The following is a 15500-nucleotide window of genomic DNA, read 5'->3' on the forward strand; positions in this document are numbered from 1 at the left end:
CCGCCTCACAAGCGGAATCCGAAGAAAGACGCAGGTGACGATGGTCTGCACGGGCGAGCCGAGGCGGACGGATCGCTGCCGGTGGCCGTTCGGCGATCAGCACGGCGACGGCGGCTGCCCGGATACTGGGCGCGGGTGATGCGCCCGTGGACGAGTCCGCCGGGTAGCGGTCGCGTTATCGGAGTCGGGCCGGCTTCCGGTCTGGTTCCGGGCGGGGTGCGCGCCATTGTCCGGCGGTGGGGCCGGGAAACAGCGCGCGCAGGGCGGAGCCCGATAGCGGACGGCTCCGGCATCGGCGTCGGCCGACGCACCCTGGAACAGCCCAGGAACCGGTCCGGGTTCCTGGGAGGGTCTTTCCGGAGAGATGCTTCCGCCTACCCGATGCTGATCGGGTAGGTCGTACCTCTGGCATTCCCGCGGCCCGGGTCAGGTCGTCACGCCGTCGATCTTCAGCTGGATCATCTCGTCGTCCGACCAACCCAGCTCCCACAGGATTTCGTCGGTGTGCTCGGCGAAGCGTGACGCGCGGCCGAGTTCCGCGGGCGTCTCGTCGAACTGGACGGGGTTCACGACGAGCTCACGAGATCACCGCTGGGGTGTCGTGGGTGGTGCCGAGGTAGGCATCGGCGACGGCCCGGCTGGCGCGGATCTCGGCCGGGGTGCCTTCGGCGATGACCGTTCCGAAGTCGAGCACGTAGATGTAGTCGCAGACGCCGAGCACGAGGGCGATGTCGTGGTCGACGAGCAGCAGCCCGACGCCGGACCGGCCGATCGCCTGGATGCGCCTGCCGAGCCACGCGGTCTCGGTGGAGTCGAGTCCCGCGGCCGGTTCGTCGAGCAGGAGGATCCGGGGGCCGGTGGCACAGGCACGGGCGATCGAGACCAACTGGCGTTCACCCTGGCTGAGCTCACCGGCGGGCCGGTCGGCCCGGTCACCGATGCCGACGAGGTCGAGCGCGGCGTGCAGGGCACGGTGCAGCCCCTCGCCGCGGGTGCCGAACAAAGCGGCGCCGACGTTCTCCTCGACGGTGAGGTCGTCGTAGAGCTCGAGGGACTGGAAGGTCCGGGCCAGGCCGCGCCGCACGAGCTGGTGCGGCGCCAGCTGGTCGATGCGCTGCCCGCCGAACCGCACCTCGCCCTGAGCTCGGGTGAAGCCGGTGACCGCGTCGATCACGCTGGTCTTGCCCGCGCCGTTCGGGCCGATCAGGCCGACGATCCGCCCGGCTGGCACCCCCAGCGAGACGTCCGAGACCGCGACCGTGCCGCCGTAGCGCACGGTGAGCCCGGTGACGTCGAGACCCGGCGCCCCTTCCGCCGCCGCGTCCACAGCGGTGCCGGCTTCCGGGGCAGCTGCCGTCCCCGAGGTCGCGTCCGCCATTGCGACCGCCGCCGGCTTCCCCCCGGTCGGAGCGTGCTGCGCCGCCATGTCCTGTACTGCCACGTCCCCCGCTGCCACGCTCTGTGCCGGCGCGGACGGTGCCGGCTTTCCGCCGCTCCGGCTCCGTCCGCCGCGAAGGCGGGCCAGGCGGTCGGCGAGGTGGTGGCCGGCGCTGGCCGCCCCCTCGGGGTGGACGAGGACGACGGCGACCACCCCGAGCCCGGAGAGGACGGGGAACCAGTCCCCGAGGTCGACCCACCGGTCCAGGGCGATGAAGATGATGCCGGTCCCGGCCGTCACACCGGCGAGAATGCCGCCGTACACCGAGGTCACTCCGGCGAGGTACGCCGTCGACAGCAGAGTCAGGCCACTGATCGCGGTGAACGATTCGTAGGTGACCGTGCTCTGCCGGTAGGCGAGCAGGCTGCCGCCGAGACCGGCGATGAAGGACGCCAGCGCGAAGCTCACGACCTTGATGAGCACGACGTTCACGCCGATGCCGGCCGCGGACCGCTCGTTGGCGCGGACGGCGAGCATGGCCGACCCCAGCGCGCTTCTCCGCAGGCGGGCGACGCCCCACGCGGTGGCGACGAGCACGGCCAGGCAGAGCAGACCGAACTGGATGCGGGGGAACGCGTGACCGGTGCCGATGCTCAGGTCGAGGCCGAACAGCGAGGGCTGGGTCACCAGGGCGCCGCTGGCGCTGACGATGTCGGTGTTGCGGAACCAGACGGCCTCGATGGCGTGGGCGAGGGCGAGGGTGACGACCCCGAGGGTCAGGCCGCGCAGCCGCAGGGCGGGCAGCCCGACGAGCACACCGAGGACGGCGGCGACCAGGGCGGCCAGCAGCGGCGCGAACGGGAACGGCACATGCCAGCTCCGGGTGAGGCCGGACAGGGTGAAGGCGGCGCTGCCGGCGAGGGCGAGCTGGGCCAGCGACACCTGGCCGGCGTAGCCGGTGACGACGACGAGGGACAGGCCGATGACGGCCGCGATGAACGTGCCGATGACGGCGCTGCGCCAGGTTCCGTCGGTGGCGAGCAGCGCGATGACGCCGATCAGGGTGCCGATGACGGTCGGCAGGAGCAGCGAACGTGGCCGGGGCGCCCGGCCGAGGGGCTGGCGGACGAGAGTGCCACGCACGGGCAGGCCCCGTCCGGTGGCCAGCAGCGCCACCAGGATCACCACCAGCGGCACCAGCTCCGCCGACCCGCTCTGCGGCAGCCAGGAGTGGTCTGCGGCCAGCGCGATCGCCTCCGCCTGGAGCATGCCGATGGCAAGCCCGGCGGCGGCGGCCGGAAGCAGATGCTGGAAGCCACCGACGACCGTGGCGGCCAGCGCCGGAACGACGAACAGGGTGTAGGTGGCCGGCGCGAGCGGGGTCAACGGGGCGATGAGGATCCCGGCCGCGCCGGCGACCGCGCTGCTGATCATCCAGTTGAGCAGGGCCACCCGGTCGGGGTTCACGCCGCTCACGTACGCGCCGGTCTGCGACTCGGCGGTCGCCCGGGTGAGCAGCCCGAAGCGGGTGAAGCGGTAGACGGCGGTCAGCGCGAGGGTCAGCACCAGCACTGACAACGCGAGGTAGAAGCGGTCGGAGAGCACGGTCAACGAGCCGAGCCGCCAGCGCTCTCCCGGGAAGATCGTCTTGACGCTCACCGGTGCCACGCCGACCCGGATCACCAACAGCGACTGGATCACGAGGAGAACACCCAGGGAGGCGACCGCTCTGGCCAGCGGCGGTGCCTCGCGCAGCTGTCGGAACACCAGCAGGTAGAGCAGCGCGCCGAGCAGCGCGCCGATCGCGAGGGCGATCGGCGCCGCCGCGGCGAAGCCCAGCGGCCTGCCGAGGCCGACCGACGTCGGCAGGCCGGGCACGAGCACGAGCAGCTCGCCGTCCCGTAGCCAGGCGTACGTGTAGGCGACGTAGGAAGCGATCGCTCCGGTCGCGAAGTTGATGACACCCGAGCTGCGGTAGGTCAGCACGAGTGCCACGGCCAACGCCGCGAACACCCCTCCGTTGCCGAGCCCGAGGAGGAGCGAGGCGACATGATCCATGACGATCTCCCGACGTCGTCCCGGTCGAGGGCTGTGACAGCGAGCTGGCCGTCGTCTCAGTCCTCGATCGGCGTCACTCCGACCGCCTCGTACGTGGTGGGCCGGCCCTTCTCGTCCAGGGTCGTCAGGAGACCGCCTCGGGAGCATTCCGACGGGGATGCCGGATACGCCTTGCCGTTGCACCGGAACCGCAGTCCGGTCGCGCCCGGCAGGTCCTTCTCCGGCATTGCCTTGATCTTGGCCGTGACGGTGGCCGGGGTGATGTCGCCCGTGATCCCCTCGAGCGCGGAGTGGAAGGCGGAGACCGTGAGGTACATGGCCGCGGCGCCGGCCTCGGTGACGTCGATGTCCTTGCCGTAGGTCTCCACCACGGCGTTGAAGAGGCGGATCGCCGGGTCGTCCGAGCCGATCGGGGCGGTCGCGGTGATCGTCATGCCTTCCAGGAAGTCGCCGGGTACGGCTTCCCGGGTCGCGTCGCTGACGCAGTGCGCGATGGCCGTGCGCGGCCCGTCGTACCCGACCGCGCGCAGTCCGTTGAAGGCGCTGATGCAGAAGGCGTCGCTGCCGACCACGTGCACGATCCCGGGATCGCCGCTGATGATGCTCTGCATCTGCGGCGTCATGTCGGCGGTGCCCGGCGGGATCAGGATGACGTCGAGCGCGAGGCCCTGCTGCTCGAGCTGAGGCCTGATGATCTGGAAGAGGCCTTTGGTGATGGGCAGGTCGATCGCGATGGCCGTCACCTTCTTGGCGCCCTCGTCCTTGGCGACCTTGACCGGCAGGGTCACCAGGGGGAAGAACTGGTCGGCCAGGACGAAGGTCGACTCGCGGTCGCCCAGCGACCCGGCGCCGTTGGCGGTGTAGAACATCACCGGGACGTGCGCGGCGTGCAGCGGCTCCCAGATCTGCTCCCCGGCCCCGGCCGAGCCGACGACGACGGCGGCGACGTTCTCCTCGACCATCCGGTTCGCGCAGTCGGTGGCCTTGGCCGGGTCGGCCAGCGCCTCGCACTCCACCAGCTCGATGGGCCGGCCCGCGATTCCGGAGCGGTGTTCGTTGAGGTATTTGACGGTCGCCTCGGAGACCTTGAACTCGTAGGAGAGGTCCGCGGCGGGGCCCTTGCCGTCCGAGATGATTCCGATCTTCACCGGGTCACCTTTTGCCTGCGCCACCGGGCCCAGAACTTCGGCGGCGGTCCCGGTGTCGCCCGCCGTCCCGCTGCTCCCGTTGTCGTCGCTGTCGCCGCAACCGGCGAGGAACAGGCTCGCGGCCAGAGCACCTAAAGCTCCTAACGCGGCTAAGCGCACGCCCACCGGCTGTCGCGGTTGCCGTCCGCATGCCGACCTGCCGAGCAGGATCCCCGAATTCCGCATGTTGATGTCCCTCGTCTCGCGATAGGTGATCTGTACTTCCGTCGGCCGGGACGGTGTGGTTCGTGGCGAGATCGCAGGCCGCCGGGCCGCACCCGCCTGGCGGTGCGGCCGGGTCCCCGGCCGGTCGATCTGTCGAATCGGACCTCCGGTCCGATATGAACGGCCACGGTACGGACCGCCTGTCCGTTTCACAAGCGGAATCTGGAGAAATATGCAGGTGGCGATGCTCCGAGTTGACGGGCTGAGGCGAGCGGACCGCTGCCGCCACACATTCGGTGATGCGCGCGGCGGCACACCGGAATCAGGTTCTGGGTACACGGGCACGCCGGCCCGCGGCCCAGGCGGAAGTCAACCACCGATGAGTCCGCCGAGTCGTGGTGCGATTCGGGATGGGTTTGTTCCGGTCTGATCCGGGTGTTCTGGATGCGATCCCGTTGTCTGGCGGCGGGGTCAGGACACAGCGCACGGCGGGCAGGGCCCGGCGGGGAGCGACATCGACGTCGGCGTCTGCCGGCACATTCTGAAACGGCCCGGGAACCGGTGTGGGTTGCGGTGAGCCTCTCCGTGGAGAGTTTTCGGTGTCGGATGGGTGACGGCAGTGCTTCCGATCATGTGATCGGTGCTTACGGTGCGGTGCGTGGCGGGTTTCTCGGCGGCAGGCGGCGAGTAGTGGGCGAATGCGCGGAGTTCGCCGACCGGGCGCAGGCCGGGGGCCTGGTGCTGATCGGGTGGGTGATACCTCGGACTTTCCCGCGGCCCGGGTCAGGTTGCCACGCCGTCGATCTTCAGCTGGATCATCTCCTCCTCCGACCAACCCAGCTCCTGCAGGATCTCGTCGGTGTGCTCGGCGAAGCGCGGCGCGCGGCCGAGGTCTGCGGGTGTCTCGTCGAACTGGACGGGGTTCGCGACGAGTTCACGGTTCCTGCCCTCGGCGTCGACGAGGGTTCCTATGTTGCCGTTGGCGCGCAGCGAAACGTCCTGGCCGACGCCCCAGGCGTCCTGGACCACGGCCCACTGGCCCTTCATCCCCTCGACGGTTTTGAGCCATTCGGAGTAGGTCAGGGAGGCGATGATCTCGGCCACCAGATCGGCGGCCTCCGCGGCGTTCGCCATGATCTTCTCGGTCGAGTTGAACCGTTCGTCCTCGGCGAGCTCCGGGCGCCCGACGACCGTGCAGAACTCCGGCCAGTACACCCCCGGCTGGAGCATCGACAGCTGGAGCCACCGGTCGTCCGCGGTCCGGAAGGCGCCGATCAGCGGGTTCGTCGGCGCGCCGTGCCGGGGCTCCTCGACGTCCGGCAGCGGTCCGCCGGCCAGCAGGGCCAGGTTCACCGAGAACTGGGTGGTCCATGCTCCGACGCCGAGCAGGGACACGTCCACCACCGAGGGCTCACCGGTCGCCGCGCGCCGGTAGAGGGCCGCGGCGATGCCGCCGGCGATCGTCAGCCCGCCCATCGAATCGCCGTAGGCGCCGGCTGGCATCTTCGTCATCCGCTCGGCTCCGGGTGGGGTGACGCCCGACGCGCTGCCGCCCCGGGCCCAGAACGCGGTGCCGTCGTACCCGCCCTTGTCACGCTCCGGGCCACGCTGGCCGAAACCGCTGCCCCGCACATAGATGATGTTGGGATTGATTGCCCTGATGTCCTCGAGGTCGATCTTCAGTCGGGACCGTGACCTGGGCAGGAAGTTCGTCACGAACACGTCGGCCCGCGCGACGAGCTTCTCCAGAACGACGCGCGCGCCGGGCTTTTCGAGCGCGAGCCCGATGCTGCGTTTGCCGCGGTTGGGGGCCTCCATGATGGGAAAGAACGCGTTTCCGTTGCTGGAGACATCGAGACCCAGCAGCCGGATCAGCCCGCGTTGGGCGTCGCCGTACTCGGCGTGTTCGACCTTGATCACGTCCGCGCCCCAGTCGGCCAGAACCGCTCCGGAGGCGGGGACGAAAGTGTATTGGGCGACCTCCAGCACTCGGACGCCCTCCATCGGTCGAGCCATCTGCGCCGCCTCCCGTCGCGCCACGTCGGTACCGATATATCCCACCGGCCCCTACGGCCTGTCAACTGCGTCTTTGTATTTAGTTGCCGCGCAGGCCCTCATCCGTCCGGACGCTCCATTGCTTGTCGCAAAGCAGATTCAGGCCAGCCCGGGCCTGTTTGTTGCTCCGAAAGTGGTCCGTACACGGAGCTTGTCGGGTGGCGGTGGGCTCCGCCGTTCCAGGCCCCGTTCACCCGCTCGAAGTCCGGCCGGCCGCCAACTGCGAGCGGGGCCGGAGACCCTCGTGCTGCGCGCTCGCCCGACGCCGGTGAGCTCGCGCGCGGTCCTCGGTGAAATCGTCGGAAAGTGCTCCTGACCTGCTGGAACGATTCTGGCTGCGCGGCCAGGGTGAGGTTGCCTGCGGCCTGGTCAACCTTCCATCCGGTCAGCTCCTGTCCGCGGGATCCGCGCCGGGTGTCGAGATGGGAGTAGACACATCGAGATAAGGCTTCTAATCTTGTCAATGTTAGCGTCCGAAGATCGTTTATAATCTGGTCGGCGGCTGCGGCCATCCAGGGGGCGGCCCTCGGCGAGTCGGCAGGCGGTGTCGGAAAGGGCGACTCCGTCTCCGGTCGCAGTGGTGGGCGAGTTCCGGATCGCGCAGAACTGACGGGCGCCGGCGCGGTGTTTGCTGGCGGCTGCGTGTTTTCCGCCGGAGTTTGACAAAGAGCAGGCAGCATTCTGGTTCCGTAAGGTGCCGTGCGTCGTGGCTGCGTGCCGGTGAACCACGGCAGGACGCCGGGGTGATTTCCTCAGCACCGTGCCGCCGGTGACAGCTCAGCACGGTGAACTTCCCGGTCCGGGCGTAGTGCACCCGGCCCAATCCTCCCTTGACCCGGATTCCGGTTTCGTGACCGACGACTCGGAGCAGTCGGACGGTCGCCGGCTCCCGCGCGCCGCCGGTGGGTCCTGACCCGGACCCGAACCTGACGATCCGCGAGCCCTGTCCACTTACCTGATCTGTCTGTGTTGCGACGGCGAGAACGGAGGAAAGCCGTGCCCGACGACACCGAGGTCCACCGGTTCCCTTTCGGTCCATCGGCCGGCCTCGAAGTCCATCCCCTGTGGGCGAAGATCCGCCGGGAGGAGCCGGTCGCCCGGGTACGGCTGCCCTACGGCGGCGAGGGATGGCTGGTCACCCGCTATGACGACATGAAGCAGGCGCTCTCCGACCCGCGACTCAGCCGCGCCGCGGCCGTCGGTCGGGAGGACGTCCCACGGACCACCCCGCGGCCGGCGCAGCCGTCCGCGCTGCTGAGCATGGACCCGCCGGAGCACACCCGGTTACGCCTGCTGATCTCCAGAGCCTTCACCGGCCGTCGCGTCGAGCAGTTACGCCCTCGTGCCCAGGAGATCGTCGAGGCACACCTGGAGCAGATCGAGCGATCGGGGCCGCCCGCCGATCTCGTTCGGGGCTTCGCCCTGCCGCTGCCGGTCACGCTGATCTGCGAGATGCTCGGCGTGCCGCCGGAAGATCAGCACCGGTTCCGTGAGTTCGCCGACGTCATGCTGTCGACGACCGCCTACACCGAGGAACAGGTCGTCGACGCCCGGGCGAGGCTCGCGGGCTACCTCGCCGAGCTGGTGGCCCTCCGCCGGGCGCACCCGACGGACGACCTGCTGGGTGCTCTGGTCGCCGCGCGGGACGACGAGGATCGGCTCAGCGAGGAGGAGCTGATCGACATCGGCATCACCCTGCTGATCGCCGGTCACGAGACCACCGCGAGTGAGCTGTCCAACTTCATCTACGTGCTGCTCACCGAGCCCGGGCACTGGGAGGCGCTGCGTGCGCGGCCCGAGCTGATACCCGGCGCGGTGGAGGAGCTGCTGCGACACGTCCAGCTGTCCACCGGCGGCAACAACCCCCGGGTGGCCACCGAGGACGTCCAGCTGGGCGACGTCACGGTGTCGGCCGGCGAGGCCGTGATCGTGTTCGCGCAGTCCGCGAACCGTGACGAGGCCGTCTTCGACCATCCGGACGAACTGGATCTCACTCGTCACCCCAACCATCACCTTGCCTTCGGGTACGGCGCGCACTACTGCCTCGGAGCCCAGCTGGGCCGGATGGAGCTGCAGGTCGCGCTGGCCGCGTTGCTGCGCCGGTTCCCCTCGCTGCGGCTGGGCGTGCCGGTCGAGGAACTGCCATGGAAGTCCGGCCTGCTCGTGCGGGCCCCGGAGTCGCTCCCGGTCGAGTGGTAGGGCGGTCACGTTGACAGAGCAGCCGAAAGAGCTGACGGAGCAGCCGGAAGAGCTGACAGTGCAGCCGAACGGAACCGAACCGAACTGGAAACCGGTCGGCGACGACCTGTTCGCAGTCCTGTGTCCCCCCTGCCGGCAGCTCGGGCGCTGCCGGATGGGGATGGAAGAAGAGACGCTGGCCGCGGACGGGTCGGCCCACTACCGCCTGCGCTGCGGCCCGGAGCACGAGGGCGGCCCGGGCGTGGCGCACGGGGGCTGGATCTCGGGCGTGTTCGTCGAGATCGTGGGCCACCTCGCCGTGCAGATGGAACAGCTCGCGGTGACGGGGGCGCTGAGCGTCACCTACCGCAAGCCGGTGCCGATCAACCGGCCGCTGACCGCGCGGGCCTGGCTCGCCGGTAAGGACGGCGGGAAATGGACCGTCGAGGGCAGCATCCACCTCGCGTCGAGCGGCACTGAGCTCGCGCACGCGACGGCGCTCCTGGTCGAACGCGAGATGAGTCATTACACGCGGGCCCGGGAGTGGCTCGGCCGCGAGGAGGCGGGCTCAGATGGCACTGCGTGACGTCGCGATCGTCGGGCTGCACGCCACCGAACAGGCGCGTCGGCTGCCGCACCGCACCGCACTCGATCTCGCGCAGGAGGCCGTCTTCGGCGCGATCGCCGACGCCGGCCTGCGGCCCGCGGACGTCGACGGGGTCGCCGCGGACTGGCCCGGCCCCGGCGGGACGGTCGACGAGAGCGCCTCGTGGTCGCGCTCGCTGGGGCGGTCACTCAACTGGGTCGGCGAGGGGATGCTCGACACGGCCGGTGCCCGCGGCGTGATGAAGGCCGCTGCCGCGATCGCCGCGGGCCTGTGCGACGTCGCCGTCGTCGGCGGCGGGTTGTCGGGCAGGTTCGGCGGCCGCGGGCCGGTGGGCGTGGCGGTGGCGGAGGTCGAGTTCGTCGACGTCTGGGGCGCCTACTCCATTCCCCTGTTCGCCCTGGTCGCCCAGGGGTACATCCGCCGGTTCGGGACCACCCCGGAGCAGCTGGCGACCGTCGCCGCCACGATCCGGAACAACGGCTCGTCGAATCCCGAGGCGATGATGTACGGGAAGGGCCCGTACACGGTCGACGACATCCTGGCCTCGCCCCTGGTGGCGACGCCGTTCCACCTGCTCGACGTGTGCATCACCGGTGAGGGCGGCGGAGCCGTCGTGCTCACCTCGCTGGAACGGGCGCGCGATCTGCCCCACCAGCCGGTCGCCGTGCTCGGGGCCGGGATGGAGTTCGCCGGGAACCACGGCATGCCGCCGCTGGACTACCGGACGGTGGGCCGGCTGGGCGCCGCCGCGGCGCAGCGGGCGTTCGGGGCCGCGGGCGTCACAGCGCGGGACGCCGACGTGCTCGCCCTCTACGACCCCAACTCGTTCGAGCTCCTCAGGCAGCTCGAGGTGATCGGGCTGTGCGGCGAGGGGGAGGGCGGGGCGTTCGTCGACGACGGGCACATCGCCCTCGACGGCCGGTACCCGACCAACCCCGAGGGTGGCTGCCTGTCCTACTCCTGGAACGGAACCCAGCACATGACGCTGAAGGTGGCCGAGGCGGTCCGGCAGATCCGCGGCACGGCGGTCCACCAGGTGCCGGGGGCCGAGGTCGCCGTCGTGGCGAACGCCGGGTCCGGCACCCGGCACTACGAGGTCGTCGTCCTGGGGAAGGCCTGAAATGACACGATCGACACCCACGCCCTCCGAGCTCTCCGTCGAGTTCTGGTCCGCCGCAGCGAAGCATCGCCTGCTCGTCCCCTACTGCGGCGGTTGCGGGATCCGGTACTTCCCCCCCGAACGCCTGTGCCCGGGATGCGGCGAGCCCGGCTGGCACTACGTGGAGAGCACCGGGACGGGCCGGGTCGTGGCCCACACGGTCGTGCACCGGGCGCTGTCCCCGGACTTCGCGACCCCGTTCGTCCTCGCCACCGTCGAGGTCGACGGCGAGTGGACGATGCTGACCAACATCGTGGACTGTGATCCGGACCAGGTGGCCGTCGGCCTGCCGGTCCGGGTGCGGTTCCTCGACTGCGAGGGCGGCGCCCTGCCGTGCTTCGCCCCGGAGAGCAGCGCCGGGTCCCCGCCCGACCGGACGGGGCAGCGACCGTGACGGGGCTGTCGGGCGGCGGCGCCGAGCTGCCCTTGGCCGGCGTCCGGGTCGTCGACCTGTGCCGCGGCGGCGCGGAGCTCGCCTCGCGGGTGCTCGGCGACCTCGGCGCCGACGTCGTCCGGGTCGAGCCGGCCGGAACCCTCGACGCTCCTGGTCGGGCGCCCGGTACGGACGTCCGGCACGAGACGCACAACTTCAACAAGCGCGCCCTGGCGCTCGATCTCGCGGCGGCCGGCGGCCGCGAGCGGTTACTGGGCCTGCTCGCGAGGAGCGACATCGTCATCGAGGGGCTCACCGAGTCGCTCCCGGACAGTCTGGGCCTCGACGCGGGTGAGTTCCGGCGCCGGTTTCCCGCGCTCGTCGTCGTCTCCGTCACCGAGTTCGGCCGGTCCGGGCCCTACCGGGACTGGGCCGGCACCGATGCCGTGCACGCCGCGCTCGCCGGCTTCCTCTCCCGCTCGGGGTTGCCCGGCCGGCCACCGCTGCTCCCACCGGCCGCCCTGCCCACGGAGTCCTCGGCGCTGGTCGCGGCGTGGTCGGCGCTGCTCGCCCACCACAACCGGCTGGTCACCGGTGTCGGCGACGACGTGGAGGTGTCGGTCTTCGAGACCGCCGTCCAGGTCATCGACCCCGGCTACGGGATGGCGGGTTCCGCGACGAGCGGCATCCCCACCTCCGACGGCCCCCGGGGCCGCCCGGCCGCCGGCCATCTCTATCCGGTGTTCCGCTGCGCGGACGGCTACGTCCGGCTGTGCATCCTCAAGCCCCGGCAGTGGCGGGCCGTGTTCGAGTGGATGGGCCGTCCCGCCCGGTTCGCGGACCCGGAGCTGGCGGACATGTCCCGGCGCTTCGCCGTCGCGGACGTCCTGCATCCCGAGATCGGTCGCCTGCTCGCCAACCGGAAACGCGACGAGGTCGCGGCCGAGCTCCAGCGGCTGGGGATTCCCGCGGCGGCGGTGCTCGACCTCACCGGGGTCCTGCGCGCGGACCACTTCGCCGCCCGCCGCACGTTCACCGGCGTCGCCACGCCGGAGGGGGAGATGCTCGTCCCGGACTGTCTGCTCGGGATCGACGGCCACCGGGCCGGCCTGCGCACACCGGCACTGCGGGCCGGTGAGTCGGCGGCTGAACCGGCGGGTGAGCCGCCGGACAGCGGGGCCCCCGGTGATCGTCCGGCGGCGGTGGCGGGACCCGATGCGGCCGGCACCACCGAGCCCCCTGCGCCTCCTGCGCCTCAGGCGCCTCCCGCGTCGCGCCGGCCGCTCGACGGACTCCGGGTGCTCGATCTCGGCGTGATCGTCGTGGGTGGGGAGAGTGGGCGGCTCCTGGCCGACATGGGGGCCGAGGTGATCAAGATCGAGAGCGCGGCGTTCCCCGACGGCTCGCGGCAGTCGCTCACCGTGGAGCCGATCAGCCCCGTCTTCGCCTGGGGCAACCGCAACAAGGCGAGCCTGGGGCTGGACCTGCGCCACCCGCGTGGCCGGGCGCTGTTCCTGGAGCTCGCGCGGCAGTCCGACGTCGTGCTGTCGAACTTCAAGCCGGGGACGATGGAGAAGCTGGGGCTCGGTGTGGCCGAGCTGCACCGGGTCAACCCGCGGCTGGTGGTGGCCGATTCCAGCGCCTTCGGGGCGGACGGCCCGTGGGGCGACTGGCTCGGCTACGGCCCCCTCGTGCGCGCCGCGACCGGTATCAGCCTGCTGTGGCGGGACGACACCTCCGACGACCCGGACGGTTTCGCCGGTGATCCGGGCGGCTTCGCCGGTGATTCGGGCGGCTTCGCCGACGCGTCGACGATCTACCCGGACCACGTCGCGGCCCGGGTCGCGGCGATCGGCGTCCTGGCTCTGCTCGTCCGGCGGCGCAGCACCGGCCGTGGCGGGACCGTGAGCGTCGCCCAGGCCGAGGTCATCCTCGGCCAGAATCCCGACCTGTACGCCGCGGCGTCGCTCGGCCGGGCCGAGGGCTCGCAGCGGCACGCGCCGCGGGGCGTTTACCCGTGCGGCGGTGACGACGAGTGGGTCGTCGTCGACGTGCGGGACTCCGCGGACTGGCACCGGCTCGCCGCGGTGATCGGTGGCCCGTCCCTCGCCGCGGACCCGCGGTTCGCGACCACGCAGGACCGCCTCGCCCGCTCGGAGGAGATCGACGAGCTGATCGCGGCGTGGACCCGCCTGCGCCCGCCCCGCGTCGCGGCGTCCGAGCTCCAGGCGGCGGGCGTGCCGGCCGGGATGATGCTGCGGCTCACGGAGCTGCTGGACGACGAGCACCTCCGGGCGCGCGGGGCGTTCCGCACCGCGCGGCACCCGCTGATCCCGCGGCCGATGCCCAGCGAGAACACCCCCGCGCACTTCCGGAACATCCCGGACGTCGAGCTGCGCCCCGCGCCGATGCTCGGCGAGCACACCCGCCGGATCGCCCGCGAGCTGCTCGGCCTCGACGAGGGGGAAATCGAGCGCCTGGTCGACGAGGGTGTGCTACAGGAGGCGACGCCTTCCACCCATTAGCTTTTCAGCAAACAATGGGTCGTTCTGACCAGGCGCCGCTGTTCTCGAGATGGCTGTTGAGGATGGCGGCCAGCATTGCTATCCTTGTAAAGATATACGGTCATAAACCAGACACATAACCAGTACAGAGGTGGTCCGCGCGCCTGCCATCCGACGGCAGGCGGCGGACACGTCTCGCGGACACCGATGTCCTCAGTACAGGGGGTCTCAACCTTGGCTCAAGGGGCGCGCTACACCAGCCTTGCTCCGACCACCCTCGCGGCGGGTTGGACCTTGGACCGACTTACGCCGACGAGCAGGCTTTTCGGTGCGAACGGGCTGCGCACCGGTCCCGACGGCCGCATATACATAGCCCAGGTGACCGGCAGTCAGATCAGCGCGCTGGACGTCGACACCGGGGCGGTGGAGGCCGTCAGCCCCAAGGGCGGCGACATCGTCGGCCCGGACGACGTCGCGTTCGACTCGGCCGGCAACATCTACGCGACCGAGTACATGGACGACCGGGTGAGCGTCCTCGGCACCGACGGCCGGGTCCGGGTCGTGGGCGAGGACATGCCCGCCGTCAACGGCATCACCGTGTACCAGGACCGCCTGTTCGTGAACGAGTGCCGCCCCGGCGGCCGGCTGATGGAGCTGCCGCTCGGTGGCGGCGCGCCCCGGGTGCTCGCGGACAACCTGGGCATGCCGAACGCCATGGAGGTCGGCCCGGACGGCTTTCTTTACTACCCGGCCATGGCCACCAACGACATCTGGCGTATTCACCCCGACGGCGGCGAGCCGCAGCGGGTCGCCGGCGACCTGGGTGTGCCGGACTCGGTGAAGTTCGACGACGCCGGATTCATCGTGTCCACCCAGGTACACACCGGCGAGGTGCTGCGCATCGACCCGCGCTCGGGCGATCGGGAGGTGCTCGCCAAACTCCAGCCCGGCCTCGACAACTGCACCTTTCTCGACGGCCGGCTGTTCGTCTCGAACTTCACCGGAGAGATCACGGAGGTGCTGGGCGGCGGCGAGACCCGGACCACGCTGCCCGGGGGCCTGAACTGGCCGCTGGACCTGACCCTCGACACGGACGGCACCCTTTACATCGCCGACGGTCCGTTCTTCTACGCGCTGAGCCCGGGCGGCTCCCCGCGAACCGTCGGCATGCTGTTCAGCCCCGGCAGCCCCGGCTTCGTCCGCGGGGTGACCACCACCGGGCCTGGCGAATTCATCGTCACCACGGGCAATGGCACGATCGCGCGCTTCCGGCCCGCGGAATTCGTGAGCGAGGTGCTGGCGGAGGGCTTGGACCAGCCCTACGGTGTCGCGATCGCGCCGGACGGCGCGGTGGTGGCGGCCGAGTTCGGCCGCGGCCGGGTGCTGGCTGTCCGAGCCGGCGAGATCGAGGTCCTCGCCACCGGACTGGACAAGCCGGTCGGCGTGACCTTCGGCTCCGACGGGGCCTGCCTGGTGTCCGAGGCCGGCGCCGGGCGGATCGTCTCGGTCGGCGGCCCACGCGCGGAGACCGTCGTCGACGGTCTGGACACGCCGCAGGGCATCCTGGCCCGGGGCGGGCGGTTGCTGATCGTCGACGCCGGCGCCAAGACGCTGCTAGACGTCGACCCGGGCACCGGGGCGCGCACCACGATCGCGCGTGACCTCCCCGTGGGTGCCCCGCCCGGCGTCACCCCCAAGCCGCTGCGCGGGCAGCCGCCGTTCTCGGGGCCGCAGGGCCCGTTCGCCGGTATCGCCGCCGGCCCGGACGGCACCCTGTACGTCTCGGCGGACGCCGAGGGCAGCGTCCTGGCCCTCCGGCCGGAACGCTGAGCAGCC

9 protein-coding genes and 1 pseudogene are annotated in these 15500 nt (G+C 71.2%); 6 read left to right on the forward strand and 4 right to left on the reverse strand.

Features of this window, described 5'->3' with window-relative positions:
- Positions 1-426: 426 nt before the first annotated feature.
- From E0504_RS41795 to E0504_RS41810, 4 genes and pseudogenes are all read right to left on the reverse strand, one after another.
- Positions 427-582, reverse strand: a pseudogene (locus E0504_RS41795) (CoA transferase); the annotation flags it as partial.
- Positions 578-3436, reverse strand: coding sequence for a branched-chain amino acid ABC transporter permease/ATP-binding protein (locus E0504_RS41800; RefSeq protein WP_131627128.1), 2859 nt, complete (start codon positions 3434-3436; stop codon positions 578-580). The pseudogene E0504_RS41795 and the gene E0504_RS41800, both read right to left, overlap by 5 nt.
- 56 nt (positions 3437-3492) lie before the next feature.
- Positions 3493-4809 (reverse strand): ABC transporter substrate-binding protein, encoded by a 1317-nt coding sequence (locus tag E0504_RS41805; RefSeq protein WP_373693993.1) that lies wholly within the window; start codon positions 4807-4809, stop codon positions 3493-3495.
- 762 nt (positions 4810-5571) lie between these two features.
- Positions 5572-6804 (reverse strand): CaiB/BaiF CoA-transferase family protein, encoded by a 1233-nt coding sequence (locus tag E0504_RS41810; RefSeq protein WP_071065669.1) that lies wholly within the window; start codon positions 6802-6804, stop codon positions 5572-5574.
- A gap of 1035 nt (positions 6805-7839) precedes the next feature.
- On the opposite strand from E0504_RS41810, the gene E0504_RS41815 reads away from it, so the two are divergent.
- The 6 genes from E0504_RS41815 to E0504_RS41840 all read left to right on the forward strand — a co-directional run bounded on the left by E0504_RS41815 (position 7840) and on the right by E0504_RS41840 (position 15494).
- Positions 7840-9042 (forward strand): cytochrome P450, encoded by a 1203-nt coding sequence (locus tag E0504_RS41815; RefSeq protein WP_112105459.1) that lies wholly within the window; start codon positions 7840-7842, stop codon positions 9040-9042.
- A 10-nt stretch (positions 9043-9052) separates the two neighbouring features.
- Positions 9053-9607, forward strand: coding sequence for a PaaI family thioesterase (locus E0504_RS52830; protein ID WP_131627132.1), 555 nt, complete (start codon positions 9053-9055; stop codon positions 9605-9607).
- Positions 9594-10748, forward strand: coding sequence for a thiolase family protein (locus tag E0504_RS41825; protein ID WP_071065667.1), 1155 nt, complete (start codon positions 9594-9596; stop codon positions 10746-10748). The genes E0504_RS52830 and E0504_RS41825 overlap by 14 nt, the downstream gene beginning before the upstream one ends.
- 1 nt (position 10749) lies before the next feature.
- Positions 10750-11181 (forward strand): Zn-ribbon domain-containing OB-fold protein, encoded by a 432-nt coding sequence (locus E0504_RS41830; protein WP_071065666.1) that lies wholly within the window; start codon positions 10750-10752, stop codon positions 11179-11181.
- A complete protein-coding gene (locus E0504_RS41835; RefSeq protein WP_235013797.1) occupies positions 11178-13685 on the forward strand; it encodes a CoA transferase in 2508 nt (835 codons plus the stop codon). Before E0504_RS41830 ends, E0504_RS41835 begins: the two co-directional genes overlap by 4 nt.
- Before the next feature lie 186 nt (positions 13686-13871).
- On the forward strand, positions 13872-15494 hold the full coding sequence (locus E0504_RS41840) for an SMP-30/gluconolactonase/LRE family protein (RefSeq protein ID WP_112105457.1): 1623 nt from the start codon (positions 13872-13874) through the stop codon (positions 15492-15494).
- The last annotated feature ends 6 nt before the right edge of the window (positions 15495-15500 follow it).

It is taken from the genome of Parafrankia sp. BMG5.11 (genome assembly GCF_004337455.1).